Source organism: Streptomyces sulphureus DSM 40104 (genome assembly GCF_000381025.1).
GTDB lineage: Bacteria > Actinomycetota > Actinomycetes > Streptomycetales > Streptomycetaceae > Streptomyces > Streptomyces sulphureus.
Genome location: NZ_KB905817.1, coordinates 292,669 through 317,408 on the forward strand (window position 1 = coordinate 292,669; position 24,740 = coordinate 317,408).

The window sequence follows — 24,740 nt, forward strand, 5'->3', positions numbered from 1 at the left end:
GCCAGAACTCCGGTCCCCCTGCGTCACGCACCGCTCGCGCCCGGTCCGACGCAACGGGCCAACGGCGGGCCGAACGATCAGGCCCGCCTGCCCGCTCGAGACTCGAGCCCGCCCGGGGACGGGCCCCGTTCACGAGTGAACGCGAGGCCCCGCCACCTCCACCTCCGAAACGTCACCGGTCGCACCGGCGCCGGCACCCGTGCCGGCACCCGACTCCGCACCTTCGCCCATGCCGGGCCCCGCATCCGAGCCGGAATCTGTACCCACGCCCGCCTCCCGCGACAGCCGCACCAGCACCAGCACGAGGACCCCGCCCAGTGCAGCCGCAAGGGCCGACAGCAGAAACACCCGGTCGAGCCCCGCGGCGAACGCCTGGTGCACCAACTGGCGGGCGGCATCCCGGTGTTGCTCGGGCGCCGCCTCAATCAGGCGCTGCGCCTGCCCGGCGGCCAGGGCCGAGGCGCCCTGGCCGGCATCCGGGACCGCGCCGGACCCGGCGAGCGCGGCGGCGGCGCGGCTGGTGAAGGCGGCGCCGAGGGCCGCGATGGCCAAGGTCATCCCGAGCTGGCGGAACGTGTTGACTGCGCCGCCCGCCATACCGGCACGCCGCGGGGACACCGTCGAGGTCGCGGCCGAAACGAGCACCGGCGTCGCCAGGCCGACCCCGATCCCGGCGACCACAAGGCCGGCGGCGAGCGAGGCCCGCCCCGCGTCGGCCGTCATCCCCGCGCGCAGCAGCAGCATGCCCGCCGCGACGAACAACAGCCCGACGCCGATGGGCAGGCGCGGCGCAAGCCGCTGGATACGGCGGCCCGCGACCGCGGCCACCACGAACGAGGCCCCGGCCATCGGCGTCAGAGCGAGGCCCGCAGCCACGGGGCCGAGGCCCAGGACGGACTGGAGCCACAGGGAAACCAGCACGAGGCAGCCGAAAGCCCCGCCCTGCAGGAGCAGCGCACCGCTCATCAGCGCGGCGAACGACGGACGGCGCAGCACCGCCAGGTCCAGCATCGGGGTGCCCCCGCGCCGCGCGGTGCGGTGCTCGACCATGACGAACGCGACCAGCGCGACGACGGTCACAGTGAAGGCAGCCAGCGTCTCGGCCGAGGCCCAGCCCGCCTCGCCGCCCCGTATGAGGCCGTAGGTGAGGCTTCCGGCGACGACGGTGAAGGCCACGGCGCCGGGTACGTCGATACGGCCCCGGCCCTCCTGTCGCCCGGACGACTCGGCAAGGGCGGCCCGGTCCCGGCCAATCACACGCTGCGTCATCGCGATGGCGATGGCGGCGACCGGCAGGTTGACCCAGAAGATCATCGGCCAGCTCATGTGTTCCGTTAGCAGGCCGCCGAGAAGCGGTCCGGCCGCCGCGGCGGCGCCGTTGACCGCGCCCCATACGCCGAAGGCGGTGCCACGGTCGCGCCCCGCGTATGAGGCGAGGAGCAGCGCGGGAGCCGTGGCGAACATGGCGGCTCCGCCGACGCCTTGTGCCACCCGGGCGGCTACCAGCACCTCGACGGTTGGCGCGAGGCCGCACAGGAGGGAAGCGAGACCGAACAGACCTAGCCCGTAGACGTACAGCCGCCGGTGACCGAAACGGTCCGCCAGGGCACCGGAGGCGAGGAGCAGAGCTGCGAGGGCCAGGGCGTACGCGTCGACCACCCACTGGAGCGAGGTGAAGGACGCATCGAGATCGTCGGCCATGCTGGGCAGTGCCACGTTCACGATGGTCACGTCCACCAGCAGCATGAAGGCGCCCAGGCAGACCGCCGTCAGGGGCCACCACTTGCGCATGTCGGATTCTCCGTTCGGTCGGATCGAGCGATGTGCGTCGGGGACGGGACGCGGGCCTGAACGCCCGGCGTCGCCAATGTTCTCCGCGACGAAGTCTCCGGGAAGCTCAGGCGAATACATAAGCCAGAGCACATTCCGTGCGCGCATCCGACAGCATGGATGCCATGAAGACATATCTCGACACCCAGGGAGACTCCGGCCGCGACCTGTCGGACGAGGAGATGGCGCTGACGCACGCGCTTCAGATCAACGGAAGAGCCTCGTTCCGGGAGATCGGCGATGTGCTCGGGGTGTCCGACCAGACCGCCGCACGCCGCTGGTCCCGGTTGCGCTCGGCCGGCAGGCTCAGGGTTCTCGGCCTGACCAATCCCTCACGGCTGGGAGAGGTCCGCTGGATCGTCCGGGTACGGTGCACGCCGGACGCCGCGGCCTCCCTCGGGCAGGCGCTGGCCCGGCGTACGGACACCACCTGGGTCAATCTCAGCTCTGGCGGCACCGAGCTCACCTGCTGCGTACGGTCCCCCGCGCAGGGACGCGGGAAGCCGCTGCTCCTGGAGAAGCTGCCGCGTACGCCGCAGGTGGTGGACGTGACGGCGCACTGCCTCCTGCACGTCTTCTTCGGCCATGATCTCGGTCCGATCAACAAGTCGGGACCGCTGACGGCCGCGCAGACCGCAGCACTCGCCCCGCCCGTCATTGGTCCGCAGGGGCGGGCCAAGGACGGCACCGAGCCGGTAACGCTGACCGACGCCGACCGGCACCTCCTCGACCTGCTGGCCCGGGACGGCAGAGCGGCGCCCGGCGAACTGGCCACGGCGACAGGGCTGTCGGTGTCGACCGTGCGCCGCCGCATCGCCGAACTCCGCGCCGCCGGCGCCCTGTACTTCGACATCGAGTACCACCCGGACGTGCTGCACCGGAGCTTCCGCTCCGCGCTGTGGCTGGAGATCGACCCGTCCCGGTTCGCGGAGGCGGGCGCCGCTCTGGCCGCGCACCCCGAAGTGTCGTTCGCCGGCGCCGTCACCGGCACGACCAACCTCTACACCTCCGTGGGAACTCCCACAGCCGAGCTGTTCTACCGCTACCTCACCGAGAAGGTGGCAGCCCTCCCCGGCCTGCGCCACACGGCGACGGCCCCCACCCACCGCACTCTGAAGGGTCCGGGCCCCTACCTCCAGGCCGGAGCCTGAACCGCATCTCCGGGCCGGAGCCTGAGTCGCCCACCGCATGGGCTCCAACCGCCCGCCTGCAAAGCACCGCGCACAGGAGCCGCACACACGAAAGAGGGCCTCGTACGGCCGAAGCCGTACGGGCCCTCTTCCCGTCGAAGCGCACAGAGCGCCGAGACGGAACGCGCTAGTCGTGCAAGGTCACTTGTTGATCTTGGTGACCTGACCCGCGCCCACGGTGCGACCACCCTCGCGGATGGTGAACCGCAGGCCCTCCTCCATGGCGACCGGCTGGATGAGCTGGACGGACATGGTGGCGTTGTCACCGGGCATGACCATCTCGGTGCCCTCGGGGAGGGTCACCACACCGGTCACGTCGGTGGTGCGGAAGTAGAACTGCGGCCGGTAGTTGTTGAAGAACGGGGTGTGCCTGCCGCCCTCGTCCTTCGACAGGATGTAGGCCGTCGCCTCGAACTCGGTGTGCGGGGTGACCGAGCCCGGCTTGATGATGACCTGGCCGCGCTCGACGTCCTCGCGCTTGATGCCGCGGAGCAGGAGGCCGACGTTCTCACCGGCCTGGCCCTCGTCGAGCAGCTTGCGGAACATCTCGATACCGGTGACCGTCGTCGAGGTCTTGTTTTCCTTGATACCGATGATGTCGACGCTCTCGTTCACCTTCAGCGAGCCGCGCTCGATACGACCGGTGACGACGGTGCCGCGACCGGTGATCGTGAAGACGTCCTCGATCGGCATCAGGAACGGCTTGTCGGTGTCACGCTCCGGCGCCGGGATGGAGTTGTCGACGGCGTCCATCAGCTTGAGGATGCCGTCGGCCGCGTCCTTGTCACCCTCGAGAGCCTTGAGGGCCGAGACCTTGACGACCGGCAGCTCGTCGCCCGGGTACTCGTACTCGGAGAGCAGCTCACGGACCTCGAGCTCGACGAGCTCCATGATCTCCTCGTCGTCCACCATGTCGGCCTTGTTCAGGGCGACGACGATGTACGGCACGTTGGACTGACGCGCCAGGAGCACGTGCTCCTTGGTCTGCGGCATCGGGCCGTCGGTGGCGGCGACCACGAGGATGGCACCGTCCATCTGGGCAGCACCGGTGATCATGTTCTTGATGTAGTCCGCGTGACCCGGGCAGTCGACGTGGGCGTAGTGACGGTTCTCCGTCTGGTACTCGACGTGCGCAATGGAGATCGTGATACCGCGCTGGCGCTCTTCCGGCGCCTTGTCGATGTTCTCGAACGCCGAAGCCTGGTTGAGGTCGGGGTACGCGTCGTGCAGCACCTTGGTAATCGCCGCGGTAAGAGTGGTCTTGCCGTGGTCGATGTGACCGATGGTGCCGATGTTGACGTGCGGCTTAGTCCGCTCGAACTTCGCCTTCGCCACTGGGGTCCTCCTGTGGACTGGTGCTGTACACCCCCCACACTCTGCGGAGGGGTTCAGGTGGTCTTTCGAAGCGGTCAGGACCCCGATGGGGACGCCCATGACCGATTCGCTCTGGTGGGCCGGCGCCGGGACGCCGGCACACCACGACGGGCGTGATGTGCCGGAGTGCCCCGAATGCCTTGCTCCAGCCTAAAGGGTGAGCAACAGGTGCTACTCGCCCTTGGCCTTCGCGATGATCTCCTCGGCGACGCTCTTCGGAACCTCGGCGTAGGAGTCGAACTGCATGGTGTAACTCGCGCGACCTGAGGTCTTGCTACGCAGGTCACCGACGTAACCGAACATCTCGGAGAGCGGGACGAGGCTCTTGACGAGCTTCGCCACACCCCGGTCCTCCATCGCCGAGACCTGGCCGCGGCGGGAGTTGATGTCACCGATCACATCGCCCATGTACTCCTCGGGCGTGGTGACGTCGACCGCCATCATCGGCTCGAGGATGGCCGGGCTGGCCCTCCGCGCGGCCTCCTTGAACGCCATCGAACCGGCGATCTTGAAGGCCATCTCCGAGGAGTCGACATCGTGGTACTGACCGTCCTGCAGCGTCACGCGGACGCCGGTGAGCGGGTACCCGGCGAGCACGCCGAACTCCATGGCGTCCTGGCAGCCGGCGTCCACGGACGGGATGTACTCCCGCGGGATGCGGCCACCGGTCACCTGGTTGACGAACTCGTAGCCGTCGCCCTCGAGCGGCTCGACGTCGATCTGCACCTTCGCGAACTGACCGGAGCCACCGGTCTGCTTCTTGTGGGTGTAGTCGACGTTCTCGACCTTCTTGCGAAGCGTCTCGCGGTAGGCCACCTGCGGCTTACCGACGTTCGCCTCGACCTTGAACTCCCGCTTCATGCGGTCGACAAGGACGTCGAGGTGGAGCTCGCCCATACCGGAGATGATGGTCTGGCCGGTGTCCTCGTCGGTCTTGACCTGGAAGGACGGGTCCTCCTCGGCCAGCCGCTGGATCGCGACGCCCAGCTTCTCCTGGTCGCCCTTGGACTTCGGCTCGATCGCGACCTCGATGACCGGGGCCGGGAACTCCATCGACTCCAGGATCACCGGGTTCGACGAATCGCAGAGGGTCTCACCCGTGGTGGTCTGCTTGAGACCCATGACGGCGACGATGTCGCCGGCACCCACCGATTCGATCTCCTCACGCTTGTTCGCGTGCATCCGGTAGATCTTGCCGATGCGCTCCTTCTTGCCCTTCACCGCGTTCATCACCTGCGTACCGGTGACCAGCCGCCCGGAGTAGACGCGGATGAAGGTGAGCTTGCCGAGGTGCGGGTCGCTCGCGATCTTGAAGGCGAGCGCCGACATCGGCTCGCTCTCCGACGGCCTGCGGACGAGGACCTCTTCGGAGTCCTTCACCGAGTGGCCCTCGATCGCCTCGACGTCCATCGGCGACGGGAGGTACCGCGCGATCGCGTCGAGCAGCGGCTGAACGCCCTTGTTCTTGAAGGCGGTTCCGCAGAAGACGGGCGTGACCGTCGTCGTGCCCTCGGCCCCCGTGGAGGCGAGGGTGACCCGGCGGATCGCCGCGCGGAGCTGCTCCTCGGTGGGCTCCTGGCCCTCGAGGTAGAGCTCCATCATCTCCTCGTCGTTCTCCGCGACGGCTTCGAGGAGCTTGCCCCGCCACTCGTCGGCGGCCTCGACGTGCGTGTCCGGGATGTCGACGGTGTCGTACATCTCGCCCAGCTTCGCGTCGGGCGACCAGACCAGGGCCTTCATGGAGACCAGGTCGATGACGCCCCGGAAGTCCGACTCGGTGCCGATCGGGAGCTGCATGACCAGCGGCACCGCGCCGAGGCGGTTGACGATCATGTCGACGCAGCGGTGGAACTCGGCGCCGGTGCGGTCGAGCTTGTTGACGAAGCAGATGCGCGGGACGCCGTAGCGGTCCGCCTGCTGCCAGACGGTCTCCGACTGCGGCTCGACGCCGGCCACACCGTCGAACACCGTCACCGCACCGTCGAGCACACGGAGCGCGCGCTCCACCTCGACGGTGAAGTCGACGTGCCCCGGGGTGTCGATGATGTTGATGGTGTAGTCGACATCGTTGAGCGGCCAGTGCGCGGTCGTCGCGGCAGACGTGATCGTGATGCCGCGCTCCTGCTCCTGGGCCATCCAGTCCATCGTGGCAGCGCCGTCGTGGACTTCACCGATCTTGTAGCTGCGACCGGTGTAGAAGAGGATCCGCTCGGTGGTGGTCGTCTTGCCCGCGTCGATGTGGGCCATGATCCCGATGTTGCGGACCTTGGCCAGGTCAAGTGAAGTGGTAGCCATGAGGCTTCAGTCTTCTCTCGGTCTCGATGGGGTCTGCGACTACCAGCGGTAGTGCGCGAAGGCCTTGTTGGACTCGGCCATCTTGTGGGTGTCCTCGCGCTTCTTCACGGCTGCGCCGAGGCCGTTGGAGGCGTCGAGCAGCTCGTTCATCAGACGCTCGGTCATGGTCTTCTCGCGCCGGGCGCGGGAGTAGCCCACGATCCAGCGCAGCGCCAGCGTCGACGACCGACCGGGGCGGACCTCGATCGGCACCTGGTAGGTGGCGCCACCGACACGGCGGGAGCGGACCTCCAGGGTCGGCTTCACGTTCTCCAGCGCACGCTTGAGCGTGATCACCGGGTCGTTGCCGGTCTTGTCGCGCAGCCCCTCCATGGCGCCGTAGACGATGCGCTCGGCGGTGGAGCGCTTGCCGTTGAGCAGCACCTTGTTGATGAGGGAGGTCACCAGAGGAGAACCGTAGACCGGGTCGATGATGACCGGTCGCTTCGGGGCGGGGCCCTTACGAGGCATTCTTACTTCTCCTTCTTGGCGCCGTAGCGGCTGCGAGCCTGCTTGCGGTTCTTGACGCCCTGCGTGTCGAGGGAGCCGCGGATGATCTTGTAACGAACACCCGGCAGGTCCTTCACGCGGCCACCACGCACGAGCACGATCGAGTGCTCCTGGAGGTTGTGGCCCTCACCCGGAATGTAGGCAGTGACCTCGATCCCACTGGTGAGTCGCACACGAGCGACCTTGCGCAGGGCCGAGTTCGGCTTCTTCGGGGTGGTCGTGAACACACGCGTGCAGACGCCGCGGCGCTGGGGGGAACCCTCCAGTGCGGGCGTCGTGTTCTTCTCGACCTTGTCCTGCCGGCCCTTGCGGACCAGCTGCTGGATCGTAGGCACCGTTTCTCCGGTTTCTGTGTGCCAGTCTCGGTAAAGCTAACCTGGGCCACCATCCCGACCCACGAAGTCGGGCGTGTCGAAGATCGCAGGCTCCCGTCTTACGACGGGGAACTCCTCTGGGATGAGAAGCGTGCAGATCCCGGTGTCACCGGCTACGCGGATCGACTACCGCCGAGCGGCAGATGCACAAGCGCAGGGGACACCCCAGGCACAAGGTCTGATCGTACCTAGCACGCTCTCGAGGGTCAAAACAGATGCCTGAGACCCATAACTCATTGAGCGCCGACGCCCCGCCAGGTCCCGCCTCGGAAGGCACAGCCCCGACAACGCCCGTGGGCGGTCCCCCTCACCGGGTGACCGCCCACGGGCGCTTGTGCGGAGCCGAGGCTCAGGCGTTGTAGGGACCGTAGTCGTAGTCCTCCAGCGGAACCGCCTGTCCCGAGCCGGTGCCGAAGGGCGAGTAGTCGATGTCGTCGTAGCCGACGGCCGAGTACATCGCGGCCTTCGCCTCCTCGGTGGGCTCGACCCGGATGTTGCGGTAGCGGGAGAGGCCCGTACCGGCCGGGATGAGCTTACCGATGATGACGTTCTCCTTGAGGCCGATGAGCGAGTCCGACTTGGCGTTGATCGCCGCGTCGGTGAGGACCCTCGTCGTCTCCTGGAAGGACGCCGCGGACAGCCACGACTCGGTGGCGAGCGAGGCCTTGGTGATGCCCATCAACTGCGGACGGCCGGAGGCCGGGTGACCGCCCTCTGCCACCACGCGGCGGTTCTCGCCCTCGAACTTGGTCCGCTCGACGAGCTCGCCCGGGAGCAGCTCGGCGTCGCCGGACTCGATGATCGTCACGCGGCGGAGCATCTGCCGGATGATGATCTCGATGTGCTTGTCGTGGATCGAGACGCCCTGCGAGTTGTAGACCTTCTGGACCTCGCCCACGAGGTGCACCTGCACGGCCCGCTGGCCGAGGATGCGGAGCACGTCGTGCGGGTTCTCCGTACCGACGGTGAGCTTCTGGCCCACCGCGACGTGGTCCCCGTCGCCGACCGTCAGACGGGCGCGCTTGGAGACCGCGTACGAGGTCTCGTCCGACCCGTCGTCCGGCGTGACGACGACCTTCTTGGTCTTCTCCGTCTCCTCGATCCGCGCCCGGCCGGCCGACTCGGAGATCGGCGCGACGCCCTTCGGGGTACGGGCCTCGAAGAGCTCGACCACACGCGGCAGACCCTGCGTGATGTCGTCGCCCGCCACACCACCGGTGTGGAAGGTACGCATCGTGAGCTGGGTGCCGGGCTCACCGATCGACTGGGCGGCGATGATGCCGACGGCCTCGCCGATGTCGACGAGCTTGCCCGTCGCCAGCGAACGGCCGTAGCACATCGCGCAGGTGCCGACGGCGGACTCGCAGGTGAGGATCGAGCGGGTCTTGACCGTCTCGATGCCGTGCCGCACCAGCTCGTCGATGAGGACGTCGCCCAGGTCCGTACCGGCCGGGGCCAGCACCTTCCCGTCGACGACGATCTCCTCGGCGAGGCACCGCGCGTACACGCTCGTCTCGACGTCCTCCGCCTTGCGGAGCACACCGTCGGTGCCCCGGGAGGCGATCGACAGCTTGAGGCCGCGCTCGGTGCCGCAGTCCTCCTCGCGGATGATCACGTCCTGCGAGACGTCGACGAGACGACGCGTCAGGTACCCGGAGTCGGCGGTACGCAGCGCGGTGTCGGCGAGGCCCTTGCGGGCACCGTGCGTGGAGATGAAGTACTCCAGCACGGAGAGGCCCTCGCGGAACGACGCCTTGATGGGACGCGGGATCGTCTCGTTCTTGGCGTTGGAGACGAGACCGCGCATGCCCGCGATCTGCCGCATCTGCATCATGTTCCCTCGGGCGCCCGAGTCCACCATCATGAAGATCGGGTTCGTCTTCGGGAAGTTCTCGTTCATCGCCTCGGAGACCTCGTTGGTCGCCTTGGTCCAGATGGCGATGAGCTCCTGCGTGCGCTCGTCCTTGGTGATCAGGCCGCGCTCGTACTGCTTCTGGACCTTCTCGTCCTGCTTCTCGTAACCCTCGATGATCTCGCTCTTCGCCTCGGGGAGGACGACGTCGGAGATCGCGATGGTGACGCCGGAGCGGGTCGCCCAGAAGTAACCGGCCGACTTGAGGTTGTCCAGGGCAGCGGCGACGACGACCTTCGGGTACCGCTCGGCGAGGTCGTTGACGATCTGCGAGAGCTGCCTCTTCCCGACGGTGTACTCGACGTACGGGTACTCCTCCGGCAGCAGCTCGTTGAAGAGCGCCCGACCCAGCGTCGTGCGGAGCCGGAAGCTGTCTCCGGGCTGCCACTCGGGCTCGCCCTCCTCCGGCGCCGGCGGTGTCCAGCCGAGCGGCGGGGTCGTGCCCGCGGGGAAGCGGATGTCGACCTTCGCCTGGAGGGAGAGCTCCCCCGCGTCGAACGCCATGATCGCTTCGGCGGTGCTGTTGAACGACCGCTCGTCGCCCATGGTCGTGCGCTGCTCCTCGTCGGTGGTGAGGAAGAACAGGCCCAGGACCATGTCCTGCGTCGGCATGGTGACGGGACGGCCGTCGGCCGGCTTGAGGATGTTGTTCGAGGAGAGCATCAGGATGCGCGCCTCGGCCTGCGCCTCCGCGGAGAGCGGCAGGTGGACGGCCATCTGGTCACCGTCGAAGTCCGCGTTGAACGCGGTGCAGACGAGCGGGTGGATCTGAATGGCCTTGCCCTCGACGAGCTGCGGCTCGAACGCCTGGATGCCGAGGCGGTGCAGGGTCGGTGCACGGTTGAGCAGCACCGGGTGCTCCGCGATGACCTCTTCCAGGACGTCGTAGACGACCGTGCGGCCGCGCTCGACCATCCTCTTCGCCGACTTGATGTTCTGCGCGTGGTTGAGATCCACCAGGCGCTTCATCACGAACGGCTTGAAGAGCTCCAGCGCCATCGCCTTCGGCAGGCCGCACTGGTGCAGCTTGAGCTGCGGGCCGACGACGATCACCGAACGCGCGGAGTAGTCGACGCGCTTACCGAGCAGGTTCTGCCGGAAGCGGCCCTGCTTGCCCTTGAGCATGTCGGAGAGCGACTTCAGCGGACGGTTGCCGGGGCCCGTCACCGGACGGCCGCGGCGGCCGTTGTCGAAGAGCGCGTCGACGGCCTCCTGGAGCATCCGCTTCTCGTTGTTGACGATGATCTCGGGCGCACCGAGGTCGAGCAGGCGCTTCAGGCGGTTGTTGCGGTTGATGACACGGCGGTAGAGGTCGTTCAGGTCCGACGTGGCGAAGCGGCCGCCGTCGAGCTGGACCATCGGACGCAGGTCCGGCGGGATCACCGGGACGCAGTCGAGCACCATGCCCTTGGGGCTGTTGCTCGTCTGCAGGAAGGCGGAGACGACCTTGAGGCGCTTCAGCGCACGGGTCTTCTTCTGGCCTTTGCCGGTGCGGATGACCTCGCGCAGCCGCTCGGCCTCCTCGTCGAGGTCGAAGGTCTCCAGCCGCTTCTGCAGCGCGGCGGCACCCATCGAACCGTCGAAGTAGGTGCCGAAGCGGTCGCGCAGCTCGCGGTAGAGCAGCTCGTCGCCCTCGAGGTCCTGGACCTTGAGGTTCTTGAAGCGGTTCCACACCTCGTCGAGGCGGTCGATCTCGCGCTGCGCGCGGTCGCGGATCTGCTTCATCTCGCGCTCGGCGCCCTCGCGCACCTTGCGGCGCACGTCGGCCTTGGCGCCCTCGGCCTCCAGCTCGGCGAGGTCGCTCTCCTGCTTCTTGGCACGGGCCTCGAGGTCCGCGTCGCGGCGCTGCTCGATCTGCTGACGCTCGACGCCGACGTGCGCCTCCAAGGAGGGCAGGTCGCGCGTACGGCGCTCCTCGTCGACGTACGTGATCATGTACGCCGCGAAGTAGATGACCTTCTCCAGGTCCTTCGGCGCCAGGTCGAGGAGGTATCCCAGGCGCGAGGGCACGCCCTTGAAGTACCAGATGTGGGTCACGGGTGCGGCCAGCTCGATGTGGCCCATCCGCTCACGGCGCACCTTGGCGCGGGTCACCTCGACACCGCACCGCTCACAGATGATCCCCTTGAAGCGGACGCGCTTGTACTTGCCGCAGTAGCACTCCCAGTCCCGGGTGGGGCCGAAGATCTTCTCGCAGAAGAGGCCGTCCTTCTCGGGCTTCAGGGTGCGGTAGTTGATGGTCTCGGGCTTCTTGACCTCGCCGTGCGACCACTGACGGATGTCGTCAGCAGTGGCAAGGCCGATTCGCAGTTCGTCGAAGAAGTTGACGTCGAGCACTCTCGTCAATCCCTCTCAGGTTGGTGGCCCACTCGCCGTGGCGAGTTCGGGCGCTTCGATGGTCTGAACGGGGTCCGGGCGGGACTGCCGCCCAGGCCCCCTAGGGGCCGAGGGGGAAGGCCGGGCTCCCTGGCAGGGAGCCCGGCGACCCGTCAGACCTCTTCGACGCTGCTCGGCTCCCGCCGGGACAGGTCGATTCCGAGTTCCTCCGCCGCGCGGAAGACGTCCTCGTCGGTGTCGCGCATCTCGATCGACATACCGTCGGAGGACAGCACCTCGACGTTGAGGCAGAGCGACTGCATCTCCTTGATGAGCACCTTGAAGGACTCGGGGATACCCGGCTCGGGGATGTTCTCGCCCTTGACGATGGCCTCGTAGACCTTCACACGTCCGGTGACGTCGTCGGACTTGATGGTGAGCAGCTCCTGCAGCGCGTACGCGGCGCCGTACGCCTCCAGGGCCCACACCTCCATCTCACCGAAGCGCTGGCCACCGAACTGCGCCTTACCGCCCAGCGGCTGCTGGGTGATCATCGAGTACGGACCGGTCGAGCGGGCGTGCAGCTTGTCGTCGACCAGGTGGTGCAGCTTGAGGATGTACATGTAGCCGACGGAGATCGGGTCCGGGAACGGCTCGCCGGAACGGCCGTCGAAGAGCCGTGCCTTGCCGGACGACTGGACCATGCGCTCCCCGTCGCGGTTGGGGACCGTCGAGTCGAAGAGGCCGCCGATCTCGTCCTGCCGGGCGCCGTCGAAGACCGGGGTCGCGACGTTGGTACCCGGGTCGACGTCGTCGGCGCCGATCGCCTTCAGCCGCTCCATCCACTCCTCGGAGCCCTCGACCTTCCAGCCCTGCGAGGCGAGCCACCCGAGGTGGACCTCGAGGACCTGCCCCGGGTTCATCCGCGAGGGGACGCCGAGCGGGTTGAGGATGACGTCGACGGGGGTGCCGTCCTCGAGGAACGGCATGTCCTCGACGGGCAGGATCTTCGAGATGACGCCCTTGTTGCCGTGCCGTCCCGCGAGCTTGTCACCGTCGGTGATCTTGCGCTTCTGCGCGACGTAGACCCGCACCAACTGGTTGACGCCGGGCGGGAGTTCGTCGCCCTCCTCGCGGTCGAAGACGCGGACGCCGATGACCTTGCCGGTCTCGCCGTGCGGCACCTTGAGGGAGGTGTCGCGCACCTCGCGGGCCTTCTCGCCGAAGATCGCGCGGAGCAGGCGCTCCTCGGGGGTCAGCTCGGTCTCACCCTTCGGGGTGACCTTGCCGACGAGGATGTCGCCCGCCTCGACCTCGGCGCCGATCCGGATGATGCCGCGCTCGTCGAGGTCGGCGAGGACCTCTTCGGAGACGTTCGGGATGTCCCGGGTGATCTCTTCGGGGCCGAGCTTGGTGTCCCGGGCGTCGACCTCGTGCTCCTCGATGTGGATCGAGGAGAGGACGTCGTCCTGGACGAGCCGCTGGCTGAGGATGATCGCGTCCTCGTAGTTGTAGCCCTCCCACGGCATGAAGGCGACGAGGAGGTTCTTGCCGAGCGCCATCTCGCCCTCGTCGGTGGAGGGGCCGTCCGCGAGGACCTGGCCGACCACGACGCGGGCACCCTCGTCCACGAGCACCTTCTGGTTGAAGGAGGTGCCCTGGTTGGAGCGGGTGAACTTGGCGATCCGGTAGGTGGTGTACGTGCCGTCGTCGTTGGCCACGGTGACGTAGTCGGCCGAGACCTCCTGGACGACACCCTCCTTCTCGGCCTTGATGACGTCGCCGGCGTCGACCGCGCAGCGGTACTCCATGCCGGTGCCGACGAGCGGGGACTCCGCCTTGATCAGCGGGACCGCCTGCCGCATCATGTTCGAGCCCATGAGGGCGCGGTTGGCGTCGTCGTGCTCGAGGAACGGGATCATGGCCGTCGCCACGGACACCATCTGCCGCGGCGAGACGTCCATGTAGTCCACGTCGTCGCCCGGGATGAGGTCGACCTCGCCGCCGCGGCGACGGACCAGCACTCGCTCCTCGGCGAACCGCTGCTCGTCGTTGAGGGGTGCGTTCGCCTGCGCGATGACGAAGCGGTCCTCCTCGTCGGCGGTGAGGTAGTGGACCTCGTCCGTGACGAAGCCGTCCACGACCTTGCGGTACGGCGTCTCCACGAAGCCGAAGGCGTTGACCCGGCCGTAGGAGGCGAGCGAACCGATGAGGCCGATGTTCGGGCCTTCCGGCGTCTCGATCGGGCACATCCGGCCGTAGTGCGACGGGTGCACGTCACGGACCTCGAAGCCGGCCCGCTCACGGCTCAGACCGCCGGGGCCGAGCGCGTTGAGACGGCGCTTGTGGGTGAGGCCGGAGATCGGGTTCGTCTGGTCCATGAACTGGGAGAGCTGGCTGGTGCCGAAGAACTCCTTGATGGAGGCGACGACCGGCCGGATGTTGATCAGCGTCTGCGGCGTGATCGCCTCGACGTCCTGCGTCGTCATCCGCTCGCGGACCACTCGCTCCATGCGCGCGAGCCCGGTGCGCACCTGGTTCTGGATCAGCTCGCCGACGTTGCGCAGGCGGCGGTTGCCGAAGTGGTCGATGTCGTCGGTCTCGATGACGATCTCGTCGCCCTCGGCCGAGGTGGTCTCGGTCTCGCCCGCGTGCAGCTTCACCAGGTACTTGATCGTGGCGATGATGTCCGCCGTGGTGAGCACACCGGAGTCCAGCGGCTCCTGGCCACCGAGCTTCTTGTTGATCTTGTACCGGCCGACCTTGGCGAGGTCGTAGCGCTTCGGGTTGAAGTAGAGGTTCTCCAGCAGCGTCTGCGCGGCCTCACGCGTCGGGGGTTCGCCCGGACGCAGCTTGCGGTAGATGTCGAGGAGCGCGTCGTCCTGACCCTGGGTGTGGTCCTTCTCCAGGGTCGCGCGCATCGACTCGTACTGGCCGAACTCCTCGAGGATCTGCTCGTTCGTCCACCCGAGCGCCTTGAGCAGCACGGTCACGGACTGCTTGCGCTTCCGGTCGATGCGCACACCGACCATGTCGCGCTTGTCGACCTCCATCTCCAGCCAGGCACCCCGGGACGGGATGATCTTGGCGGAGTAGATGTCCTTGTCGGACGTCTTGTCGATGGAGCTGTCGAAGTAGGCACCGGGCGACCGCACGAGCTGCGTGACGACGACGCGCTCGGTGCCGTTGATGACGAAGGTGCCCTTGTCGGTCATGAGCGGGAAGTCGCCCATGAAGACCGTCTGGGACTTGATCTCACCGGTCTCGTTGTTGGTGAACTCGGCGGTGACGAAGAGCGGCGCGGCGTAGGTGAAGTCGCGCTCCTTGCACTCGTCGATGGAGTTCTTCGGGGGCTCGAAGCGGTGGTCGCGGAACGTCAGCGACATCGACCCGGAGAAGTCCTCGATCGGGGAGATCTCCTCGAAGATCTCCTCCAGACCGGACTTGGTGGGGACGTCCTGTCCGCTGTCCAGCGCGGCCTCGACGCGACCCTTCCACGCGTCGTTGCCGAGGAGCCAGTCGAAGCTCTCGGTCTGGAGCGCGAGGAGGTTGGGGACCTCAAGGGGTTCCCTGATCTTTGCAAAAGAGATGCGCAGCGGGGCGGTGCTGGCGCCGTTGTTCGAGTTGGCAGTCGAGGCAGTGCGCGAGGCGGCCAAGAGGGGGTCCTTCCGAGGGCTCGGACTCTCTACACGCATACCTGTGCCCCTGGTGACGGGCAGGGAGCAGCTATATGGCAGCGCAAAGGGTCAGTGTAGCCACAAGGCCCACTGATGTCCAGAGCAGATTTCCGGGCCCCCCGCGGGGCCCCGGTCTTCGCCTCCGACAGGTGGCAATCGCTCCTCCGGGAGGGGTTCTTCTCTTCGTTTCTGCTTGCTGGGTGCTGCTGCCGTACTGCTACCGCTCCGGCGGCCTCGGTTCGCCGGGGCGGATGTGCTTGCCGCAACACTTCCCGCTCCATCCTCGATCCATGCATCCGATCGACGATCGATGTGCGGTGCTCGGGAACGGCGGTGGGTGCGACGTTGCGTCCAGAGAATTGCGCGCTGCGTGCCCGTACGTCAAGGCCCCCTGGTCCAGCGATGATCACCCTACCCCGCGCGGGACGAGGTTCATCGCAACCAGCGACAGCACGACGAAGGGCGACCACCCTTCCGGGTGATCGCCCTGGTCTGGTGACCAATCGCACGCCAGCGCGGGCGAAAGGTCACCGAAGTGCCGGGAGAAACCTGGTCACTTGACCTCGACGGAGGCGCCGGCGCCCTCGAGGGCCTCCTTGGCCTTGTCGGCGGCGTCCTTGGCGACCTTCTCCAGGACCGGCTTCGGGGTGTTGTCGACCAGCTCCTTGGCCTCCTTGAGACCGAGCGAGGTCAGCTCACGCACGACCTTGATGACCTGGATCTTCTTGTCGCCCGCGCCGGCGAGGACGACGTCGAACTCGTCCTGCTCGGCCTCGGCGTCGGCAGCGCCCTCGCCGCCGGCGGCCGGGGCGGCGACAACGGCGGCGGCCGGGGCGGCGGCCTCGACGTCGAACTTCTCCTCGAACGCCTTCACGAACTCGGAGAGCTCGATGAGGGTCATGTCGCTGAACTGCTCGAGCAGCTCGTCCTGGCTGAGCTTCGCCATGGTGGCGGTCCTTCCACTAATTCGGCTGGTGCCGGATGAACATTTCGGCGGGCTTACGGGCCCGCTGCGACCGGGTACGCGGGGCGAGCCCCTGGTTACTCGGCCTCGGCGGGAGCCGGAGTATCGGCACCGCCCTGCTCGTCGACCTTGCTGCGAAGGGCGTCCGCGGTGCGCACGAACTTCGTCAGCGGGGCCTCGAAGGTCGCCGCGGCCTTGGCCATGGACGCCTTCATGCCGCCGGCCAGCTTGGAGAGCAGCACCTCGCGGGACTCGACGTCCGCGAGCTTCTTGAGGTCGTCGGCGCTGTACTGCGCACCGTCGACGATGCCGCCCTTGATGACCAGGGCAGGGTTGGTCTTGGCGAAGTCACGGAGACCCTTGGCTGCCTCGACCGGGTCACCGGTCACGAAGGCGACAGCCGACGAGCCGACGAAGAACTCGTCGAGCTCAGTGATCCCGGCCTCGTTGGCCGCAATCTTGGTCAGCGTGTTCTTCACCACACGGTACTGAGTGTTGTCACCGAGAGAACGGCGCAGCTCCTGGAGCTGTGCCACGGAGAGTCCGGTGTACGCGGTGACCACGGTGGCGCTGGAGTTCCGGAACTTGTCCGTCATCTCAGCGACAGCGTCGATCTTGTCGGGTGCGACCTGGTCCCTCGCCATGAGCCTCGGCCTCCTTCCGGGTGATGAGGACCGCTCGGAAGGGGCTCAGACACAACAAGCGCCCCAGCACAGGTGCATGGGGCGTCGGGCTCGACCTCGGACGCGGGGCGCCCCGGGAGCTTTCTTCCTCAATCACCTGCGCGGGCCGCCCGCGGTGTGCGGGTCCTTCGGCCACCGCACCCCACGATGAGTGCGACAGCGACCAGCGGTCTTTGGCTTCGGCCCGAGATTACGCGAGCCGGGTGCGAAGCGGCAAATCCGCCCCCTGTCGCACCGGAGGTCGGCTCCAAAAGCCTTTGGAGCAAGGCGCATTGGCCTTGCGGAACGAAGCGGGGCCCGCACGCGCGTACGCGCGTGCGGGCCCCTGCGAGCGGCGCCGCGGCACCCGAAGGCGCCGCGGCGGGCGTCGGTTCAGACCGCGGCCGGGTCCTCCTCGGTGAGGAGGTTGCGGGTGCGGTTGGGGTCGACCGGGACGCCGGGGCCCATGGTCGTGGTGATCGTCGCCTTGCGGATGTAACGGCCCTTGGCCGCCGCCGGCTTCAGGCGGGTGACCTCCTCCAGCGCTGCGGCGTAGTTCTCGACGAGCTGGTCGTCGGAGAAGGACGCCTTGCCCACGATGAAGTGGAGGTTGGAGTGCTTGTCGACGCGGAACTCGATCTTGCCGCCCTTGATCTCGGTGACGGCCTTGGCGACGTCGGGAGTGACGGTGCCGGTCTTCGGGTTCGGCATCAGGCCACGCGGACCGAGCACGCGGCCGAGGCGGCCGACCTTGCCCATGAGGTCCGGGGTGGCGACGACGGCGTCGAAGTCGAGGCGGCCGCCCGCGACCTCCTCGATGAGTTCGTCGGAGCCGACGATGTCGGCGCCCGCAGCCTCCGCGGCCGCAGCACGGTCACCGGTCGCGAAGACCAGGACCCGGGCCGTCTTGCCGGTGCCGTGCGGCAGGTTCACGGTGCCGCGGACCATCTGGTCGGCCTTGCGCGGGTCGACGCCCAGGCGCAGGGCGACCTCGACGGTCGCGTCGAACTTCTTGGTGGAGGTCTCCCTGGCGAGCCGGACGGCCTCGAGCGGCGCGTACTGACGCGACTTGTCGACCTTGGCGTCCGCCTCGCGGAGGTTCTTGCTGCGCTTCACTACTGCTCCTGACAGTTGCACCGTGCGTGGGCGCACGGCGGGGATGGAGTCGTGGTGCGGGCCAGCGCCCGGCCCTTCCACGGCGGGGCGCCCGAGGGCGCTCCGACTTATGGCTGGTTCAGCCCTCGACGGTGACGCCCATGGAGCGCGCGGTGCCGGCGATGATCTTCTCGGCGGCGTCCATGTTGTTGGCGTTGAGGTCGGGCATCTTGGTGGTGGCGATCTCGCGCACCTGGTCGCGGGTGATCTTCGCGATCTTGGTGGTGTGCGGGGTGCCGGAGCCCTTTTCGACGCCTGCGGCACGCAGGATCATCTTCGCGGCCGGCGGGGTCTTGGTGATGAAGTCGAACGAGCGGTCCTCGTAGACCGTGATCTCGACCGGGATCACCCAGCCACGCTGCGACTCGGTCGCGGCGTTGTAAGCCTTGCAGAACTCCATGATGTTGACGCCGTGCTGACCCAGCGCCGGGCCGACAGGCGGGGCCGGGTTGGCGGCACCGGCCTGGATCTGGAGCTTGATGAGCCCCGCGACCTTCTTCTTCTTGGGAGGCATGCTCTCTCCGGGTCCTAGTGAGAGGTGATTCACCGCCGCCCTTCATACGGACGGAGGCATACTGCGCAACGATAGCCGCTACCGCGCCCGACTCTGAAACCGGCTGGTCATCACGGACCCCGGCTCCTGTGCTCCTCCCCGGCCCCCGACTCACACGTCCGTTCGCCGCCGCTGTCTTCGGGTGATCCTCCGATGACGCCGAAGGCGCGCATGGCGCACAGTGGAGCGGTTCGACGGAGGCTGGGAGAGGAGCGACCGATGGTGTCCGACCCCGTGGCACGCAGGCAGGCTGCTGTGCGGGAAGCGGTGCGGCTGAGGCTCGTCGGGCCGGAGGCCCCCGTCCTCGGCCTCCTCGACGTGGACGGAATCCGGGCTTCCGTACAGGAGTTGCGGTCGGCGTTCGACGGCCCCGGCACGGTGCTGCACACCTTCGCCGTGAAGGCCGCCTCGCTGGCCCCGGTGCTGGAGCTGCTGCACCAGGAGGGCGTGGGGTGCGAGGTCGCGAGCCCCGGGGAGCTGGCGCTGGCGCGCGCCGCCGGGGTGCCTCCGGAGCGGATCGTCTTCGACTCCCCCGCGAAGACGGTCGCCGAACTGCGCGAGGCGCTCACCACGGGCGTCGCCGTCAACGCGGACAACCCCCAGGAGCTGAGGCGCCTCGACCGGCTCGTCGCCGAGCGGGAGCGCGCCGGACTGCCGCCGGGTGCCCCGCTCGGAGTGCGCGTGAACACGCAGGTCGGCAGCGGCTCGATCGACGCGATGAGCACGGCGACGCGGACGTCGAAGTTCGGCGTGGCCCTGCGCGACGAGGGCGCCGAGGAGTGGCTCGTCCGCAGCTACCTGGAGCGGCCGTGGCTGACCCGGCTCCACACGCACAGCGGTTCGCAGGGCGTTCCACTCGAAGTGATGACGGCCTCTGCTCGGGTGCTCTACGAGCTCGCCGAGCGGATCAACCGGGAGGCAGGGCGTCGGCAGGTGGACACGCTCGACATCGGTGGCGGGCTGCCCGTCAACTTCGCGAGCGACGAGACCGATCCCTCCTTCGCCACCTACGCGAAGCGGCTGCGCGACGAGGTGCCCGGGCTCCTCGACGGGGAGTACACGCTGGTCACCGAGTTCGGACGGGCGCTGCTCGCGAAGCAAGGATTCATCGTGGCCATGGTCGAGTACACCAAGGACGCCGGCGGACGCCGGATCGCCGTGGGTCACGCCGGTGCACAGGTGGCGACGCGGACCGCCTTCGCGCCCGAGTCCTGGCCGCTGCGCGTCGGCGCCTTCGACGCGGCGGGCGAGCCCAAGGCCGCGGCCGAGCTCGTCCAGGACGTGGCGGGGCCGTGCTGCTTCGCCGGGGACCTGGTCGCACGCGGGGCGCGACTGCCCGAACTCGAACCGGGGGACATCGTGGCGCTCTACGACACGGGGGCGTACTACTTCTCGACGCCCTTCCAGTACAACAGCCTTCCCCGGCCCGCCGTCCATGCCTTCCGGCAGCACGCCGGGGGCGTCCGGTTCTCGCTCGTGCGCCCTGCGCAGCGCCTGGAGGAGGTGCTCGCGGAGAGCGGTGTGCAGCACCTCGGCGCCCTGCTCGACGACGCCGACCCGGTCTGAGCCCGTCAACTGCCGAATACAGCGTTGAAGTTGGGAACAGACGAAGGAGCCCCCGCCGCTGCGGCGGGGGCTCCTTCGCTCGTTCTCGGCCGGTGCGGCCTCAGTTCTTCTGGATCTGGTCGAAGCTGAGCTCGACCGGGGTCTCACGACCGAAGATCTCGACGAGGCCCTTGACCTTCTTGGAGTCGGCGTTGATCTCGTTGATCGTCGCCTGGAGGGTGGCGAAGGGACCGTCGGTGACGGTGACGGAGTCGCCGACCTCGAAGTCGAGGACCTGCACCTCGACCTTGCGTCCGCCCTCCGAGGGCTTGCCCTCCTCGGCGGCCACGGCCTTCGTGGCCTTCTCCTCCGCCTCGGGGGCGAGCATCTTGACGATCTCGTCGAGGGTGAGGGGGTAGGGGTCGTAGGCGTTGCCGACGAAGCCCGTGACGCCCGGGGTGTTCCGGACGACGCCCCAGGACTCGTTGGTGAGGTCCATGCGGACGAGGACGTAGCCGGGGAGCTTGTTCTGCCGGACGGTGCGGCGGTCGCCGTTCTTGATCTGGACGACCTCCTCCTGCGGCACCTCGGCCTGGAAGATGTAGTCCTCGACGTTGAGGGAGACCGCGCGCTGCATGAGGTTGGTCTTCACGCGGTTCTCGTAGCCCGCGTAGGTGTGGATGACGTACCACTCGCCGGGGAGGAACCGCAGTTCGTCGCGGAGTTGGGCGATCGGGTCGACCTGCTCCTCGGCGGCCTCGGCCTCCTCGGCGACCTCCTCCGCCTCGCCCTCGGCGGCGTCGGCGGCCTCCTCGGCCGGCTCCGTGTCGGGCTCCTGCTGCTCGGCCTCGGCAGCCGCCGTTTCGGCGTCCTCAGCGGCGAGCGCGTCGGCCGCCAGCTTGACCCCGTCGCCCTCAGCCTCGTCGGTGCGGGGCGCGGTGTCGGCGCCCTCGGAGGGCTCGACGGCGTCGTTCAGGTTGGGGTCAGACACTGTGGCTTCTTCCTGGCTTCAAAGGGTCGTACATACGGAAAGGACCGCCAGCGGCGGTCTCCCGCTGGAGGTCAGCCGAAGACGCGCTTAACGACTTCGGTAAGCCCATAGTCAAGCACGAACACGAAGGCGATGATGATGACCACGAAAATGATCACGACCGTGGTGTACGTGGAGAGTTGCTGCCGCGTCGGCCAGACGACCTTGCGCAGCTCGGCCACGATCTGCCGGTAGAAGAGCGCGAGGCGGCCGAACGGGCCCCTCTTCCCCCGCCGTCCGCCACGACGCGGCTTCTTGCCGCCGCCGTCCGACGACCCTCCGGGCTCGGGGACCTCGGTGGTGTCCGTGATCTCCGTCACTCGTCCTCACCTGATCCGGGTCGTTGCCCTGCGGCGTCCGGCCCGGCCGCACGGCGGTGCATTTCAGTACGTACGCAAGCACACACACCAAGGCACCGATGTGTGGAGCAGGGCCGGAGGGACTCGAACCCCCAACCGCTGGTTTTGGAGACCAGTGCTCTTCCAATTGAGCTACGACCCTTTGCGGTTCCCCAACTTACCGTACCCGCGCGGTCGCTTGGAGTGCTTCTGCGCTCCGGGCTCTTCCACGGTCACGGCTGCCGATGAGGACCAACGAGGTGAGAGTGTACGTGTTCTGCGTCCCGGCGTCGAACAGCTCCCTTGCGCCCCGCTCGGCGCTGCCGTCCCGCCCTCGGCCCCGTGGTGCGCACGGCCGTCGCCGTCCACAGCCCGAGTGCCGGCTGTCACCGGGGTCTGGGAGCATGCCTACATGACCGCAGCCACTCCTTCCGCTACTCCCCCGGCACAGCCCCCGACCGACCGGCGGATCTCCGCCCGCGTCGGGGCGATCTCCGAGTCGGCGACGCTCGCCGTCGACGCGAAGGCCAAGGCACTCAAGGCGGCCGGTCGCCCGGTGATCGGGTTCGGCGCCGGCGAACCGGACTTCCCCACGCCCGACTACATCGTCGAGGCAGCCGTCGCCGCCGCGCGCGAACCGCGGTTCCACCGCTACACCCCGGCGGGCGGTCTCCCCGAACTCAAGTCCGCCATCGCGGAGAAGACGCTCCGGGACTCCGGCTACCGCGTCGAGCCGTCGCAGATCCTCGTCACCAACGGTGGCAAGCAGGCGATCTACCAGGCATTCGCCACCCTCCTCGACGAGGGCGACGAGGTGATCGTCCCCGCTCCGTACTGGACCACCTACCCCGAGTCGATCCGCCTCGCGGGCGGCGTCCCGGTGGAGGTGACGGCCGACGAGACCACCGGATACCGCGTCTCCGTCGAGCAGTTGGAAGCGGCGCGCACCGCGCGGACGAAGGTCGTCCTCTTCGTCTCGCCCTCCAATCCGACCGGCGCCGTCTACCCGCGCGAGCAGGTCGAGGCGATCGGCACGTGGGCGGCGCAGCACGGGCTCTGGGTCCTCACCGACGAGATCTACGAGCACCTCGTCTACGGCGACGCCGAATTCACCTCCCTTCCCGTCGCCGTGCCCGAGATCGCAGACCGCTGCGTCGTCGTCAACGGCGTGGCGAAGACCTACGCCATGACCGGCTGGCGGGTGGGCTGGATCATCGGCCCGCAGGACGTCGTGAAGGCGGCGACGAACCTCCAGTCGCACGCCACCTCCAACGTCAGCAACGTCTCGCAGGCCGCGGCGCTCGCCGCCGTCTCCGGCGGGCTCGACGCGGTCGCGGAGATGCGTACGGCCTTCGACAGGCGCCGCCGGACGATCGTGCGGATGCTCAACGAGATCGACGGCGTGCTCTGCCCGGAGCCCGAAGGCGCCTTCTACGCCTACCCCTCCGTCAAGGCGCTGCTCGGCAAGGAGATCCGCGGCCGGCGCCCCGCCACCTCGGTCGAACTCGCCGCGCTGATCCTGGAGGAGGCCGAGGTCGCGGTCGTCCCCGGCGAGGCGTTCGGCACGCCCGGGTACCTCCGCCTCTCCTACGCGCTCGGCGACGAGGACCTCGCCGAGGGCGTCTCGCGCCTCCAGCAGCTCCTCGCCGAGGCGCGCGACTGAGCCGACCCGAACTCCCGCGAGCGGCCCCGGAGTTCCGGGGCCGCTCGCGTTTTCGGAAGGTCCCCCGGCCGGGAACCGGCTACCGGTCGAGGCCGCGGATGCGGCAGGATCTTGGGATGTTGCAGTCTTCAGGAGAGCGCCCCCCGCAGGCGCGCGACCGCCAGGAGCCCCGGCACGGCGCGGACCCGGGGCAGACCCGGGCGAGCGTCGACGGCCGCGACGTGCACACCCTGCCCAAGGCCCATCTGCATCTGCACTTCACGGGCTCGATGCGCCCCTCGACGCTCCTGGAGCTCGCGGACAAGTACGGCGTACGGCTGCCGTCGGCGCTGAGCGGCGGCGAACCCCCGAAGCTCCGCGCCACCGACGAGCGCGGCTGGTTCCGTTTCCAACGCCTCTACGACATCGCGCGCTCGTGCCTGCGCAGCCCCGAGGACATCCAGCGCCTGGTCCGCGAGGCGGCCGAGGAGGATGTGCGCGACGGTTCGGAGTGGCTGGAGATCCAGGTCGACCCGACGTCGTACGCGCCCTTCCTCGGCGGGCTCACCCCGGCACTGGAGATCATCCTCGACGCGCTCGACCGCGCCTCCCGCGAGACGGGCCTGGGGATGCGGCTCCTCGTCGCGGCCAACAGGATGAAGCACCCGCTCGACGCGCGGACCCTCGCGAGGCTCGCCGTCCGCTACCGCGACCGCGGAATCGTCGGCTTCGGCCTCGCCAACGACGAACGCCGGGGATTCGCAAGGGACTTCGACCGCGCATTCGCCATCGCGAGGGAAGGCGGCCTGATCGCGGCTCCGCACGGTGGGGAGCTCTCCGGGCCGCGCAGCGTCCGCGACTGCCTCGACGACCTGCGCGCCGGCCGCGTCGGCCACGGTGTCCGCGCCGCCGAAGACCCGCGCGTACTCGGGCAGTTGGCCGAGCAGGGTGTCACCTGCGAGGTGTGCCCCGCGTCCAACGTGGCCCTCGGGGTCTACGAGAACGACCGCTCCGTCCCGCTGCGCCGCCTGTGGGACGCCGGCGTGCCGATGGCGCTCGGCGCCGACGACCCGCTTCTCTTCGGCTCACGGCTCGCCGCCCAGTACACGCTGGCGCGCACCGCGCACGGGTTCACCGACATCGAACTCGCCGAGCTCGCACGGCAGTCGGTGCGCGGCGCGGTGATGCCCTCCGACGTGCGGCAGCGGACGCTGGCACGGATCGACGACTGGCTGACGGTGCCGCCCGGCGGCGGCGCGGGCTGACGGGACGGGGGTGTCCAAGGAGCGGGCTCGTCGGGCGGCTGGCGCTTGGCGGGCGTCAGCCGGGGCGGG

17 protein-coding genes and 1 tRNA gene are annotated in these 24,740 nt (G+C 68.6%); 4 read left to right on the forward strand and 14 right to left on the reverse strand.

Annotated elements, in window-relative coordinates; translation table 11 throughout:
• Nucleotides 1-129: 129 nt before the first annotated feature.
• A complete protein-coding gene (locus F603_RS0116450) occupies nucleotides 130-1,791 on the reverse strand; it encodes an MFS transporter (RefSeq protein ID WP_019547088.1) in 1,662 nt (553 codons plus the stop codon).
• Between the two features lie 164 nt (nucleotides 1,792-1,955).
• Between F603_RS0116450 and F603_RS0116455 the strand changes: the two genes are divergently transcribed.
• Nucleotides 1,956-2,981 carry an Lrp/AsnC family transcriptional regulator gene (locus F603_RS0116455; protein WP_019547089.1) on the forward strand — a complete coding sequence of 342 codons (1,026 nt, stop codon included), beginning with the start codon at nucleotides 1,956-1,958 and terminating at the stop codon, nucleotides 2,979-2,981.
• Between the two features lie 180 nt (nucleotides 2,982-3,161).
• Here the strand turns inward: F603_RS0116455 and tuf are convergent, their stop codons facing one another.
• The 10 genes from tuf to rplK form a co-directional block, all read right to left on the reverse strand.
• The gene (tuf, locus tag F603_RS0116460) at nucleotides 3,162-4,355 is read right to left on the reverse strand and encodes an elongation factor Tu (RefSeq protein ID WP_019547090.1); all 1,194 of its coding nucleotides are present in this window, start codon (nucleotides 4,353-4,355) and stop codon (nucleotides 3,162-3,164) included.
• Nucleotides 4,356-4,565: 210 nt separating this feature from the next.
• A complete protein-coding gene (gene fusA, locus F603_RS0116465) occupies nucleotides 4,566-6,689 on the reverse strand; it encodes an elongation factor G (RefSeq protein WP_019547091.1) in 2,124 nt (707 codons plus the stop codon).
• A gap of 39 nt (nucleotides 6,690-6,728) precedes the next feature.
• Nucleotides 6,729-7,199, reverse strand: a complete 471-nt coding sequence (gene rpsG, locus F603_RS0116470) for a 30S ribosomal protein S7 (protein WP_016909651.1) — start codon at nucleotides 7,197-7,199, stop codon at nucleotides 6,729-6,731.
• Between the two features lie 2 nt (nucleotides 7,200-7,201).
• A complete protein-coding gene (rpsL, locus tag F603_RS0116475) occupies nucleotides 7,202-7,573 on the reverse strand; it encodes a 30S ribosomal protein S12 (RefSeq protein WP_016909650.1) in 372 nt (123 codons plus the stop codon).
• Between the two features lie 388 nt (nucleotides 7,574-7,961).
• The gene (locus F603_RS0116480) at nucleotides 7,962-11,861 is read right to left on the reverse strand and encodes a DNA-directed RNA polymerase subunit beta' (protein ID WP_019547092.1); all 3,900 of its coding nucleotides are present in this window, start codon (nucleotides 11,859-11,861) and stop codon (nucleotides 7,962-7,964) included.
• A 152-nt stretch (nucleotides 11,862-12,013) separates the two neighbouring features.
• Nucleotides 12,014-15,496, reverse strand: a complete 3,483-nt coding sequence (gene rpoB / locus F603_RS0116485; RefSeq protein ID WP_019547093.1) for a DNA-directed RNA polymerase subunit beta — start codon at nucleotides 15,494-15,496, stop codon at nucleotides 12,014-12,016.
• A 574-nt stretch (nucleotides 15,497-16,070) separates the two neighbouring features.
• Nucleotides 16,071-16,463: a 50S ribosomal protein L7/L12 gene (gene rplL / locus F603_RS0116490; protein ID WP_016909647.1), complete on the reverse strand. Its 393-nt coding sequence runs from the start codon at nucleotides 16,461-16,463 to the stop codon at nucleotides 16,071-16,073.
• Nucleotides 16,464-16,558: 95 nt separating this feature from the next.
• Nucleotides 16,559-17,125: a 50S ribosomal protein L10 gene (gene rplJ, locus F603_RS0116495; RefSeq protein ID WP_016909646.1), complete on the reverse strand. Its 567-nt coding sequence runs from the start codon at nucleotides 17,123-17,125 to the stop codon at nucleotides 16,559-16,561.
• 411 nt (nucleotides 17,126-17,536) lie between these two features.
• The gene (rplA, locus tag F603_RS0116500; RefSeq protein ID WP_019547094.1) at nucleotides 17,537-18,259 is read right to left on the reverse strand and encodes a 50S ribosomal protein L1; all 723 of its coding nucleotides are present in this window, start codon (nucleotides 18,257-18,259) and stop codon (nucleotides 17,537-17,539) included.
• A gap of 118 nt (nucleotides 18,260-18,377) precedes the next feature.
• The gene (gene rplK, locus F603_RS0116505) at nucleotides 18,378-18,812 is read right to left on the reverse strand and encodes a 50S ribosomal protein L11 (RefSeq protein ID WP_016909644.1); all 435 of its coding nucleotides are present in this window, start codon (nucleotides 18,810-18,812) and stop codon (nucleotides 18,378-18,380) included.
• 258 nt (nucleotides 18,813-19,070) lie between these two features.
• On the opposite strand from rplK, the gene F603_RS0116510 reads away from it, so the two are divergent.
• Nucleotides 19,071-20,417, forward strand: a complete 1,347-nt coding sequence (locus tag F603_RS0116510) for a type III PLP-dependent enzyme domain-containing protein (protein ID WP_019547095.1) — start codon at nucleotides 19,071-19,073, stop codon at nucleotides 20,415-20,417.
• 100 nt (nucleotides 20,418-20,517) lie between these two features.
• Here F603_RS0116510 and nusG read toward each other — a convergent pair whose 3' ends face one another.
• From nusG to F603_RS0116525, 3 genes are all read right to left on the reverse strand, one after another.
• The gene (gene nusG / locus F603_RS0116515; protein WP_019547096.1) at nucleotides 20,518-21,387 is read right to left on the reverse strand and encodes a transcription termination/antitermination protein NusG; all 870 of its coding nucleotides are present in this window, start codon (nucleotides 21,385-21,387) and stop codon (nucleotides 20,518-20,520) included.
• 71 nt (nucleotides 21,388-21,458) lie between these two features.
• Complete coding sequence (gene secE / locus F603_RS0116520) at nucleotides 21,459-21,737, reverse strand: preprotein translocase subunit SecE (RefSeq protein ID WP_245600810.1); 279 nt, start codon at nucleotides 21,735-21,737, stop codon at nucleotides 21,459-21,461.
• 117 nt (nucleotides 21,738-21,854) lie between these two features.
• Nucleotides 21,855-21,927: transfer RNA gene (locus F603_RS0116525), tRNA-Trp, on the reverse strand.
• A gap of 249 nt (nucleotides 21,928-22,176) precedes the next feature.
• Between F603_RS0116525 and F603_RS0116530 the strand changes: the two genes are divergently transcribed.
• Entirely contained in the window at nucleotides 22,177-23,427 is a 1,251-nt protein-coding gene (locus F603_RS0116530; RefSeq protein ID WP_019547098.1) for a pyridoxal phosphate-dependent aminotransferase, read from the forward strand.
• A 116-nt stretch (nucleotides 23,428-23,543) separates the two neighbouring features.
• Nucleotides 23,544-24,671 carry an adenosine deaminase gene (locus tag F603_RS0116535; protein ID WP_019547099.1) on the forward strand — a complete coding sequence of 376 codons (1,128 nt, stop codon included), beginning with the start codon at nucleotides 23,544-23,546 and terminating at the stop codon, nucleotides 24,669-24,671.
• Nucleotides 24,672-24,740 lie beyond the last annotated feature (69 nt).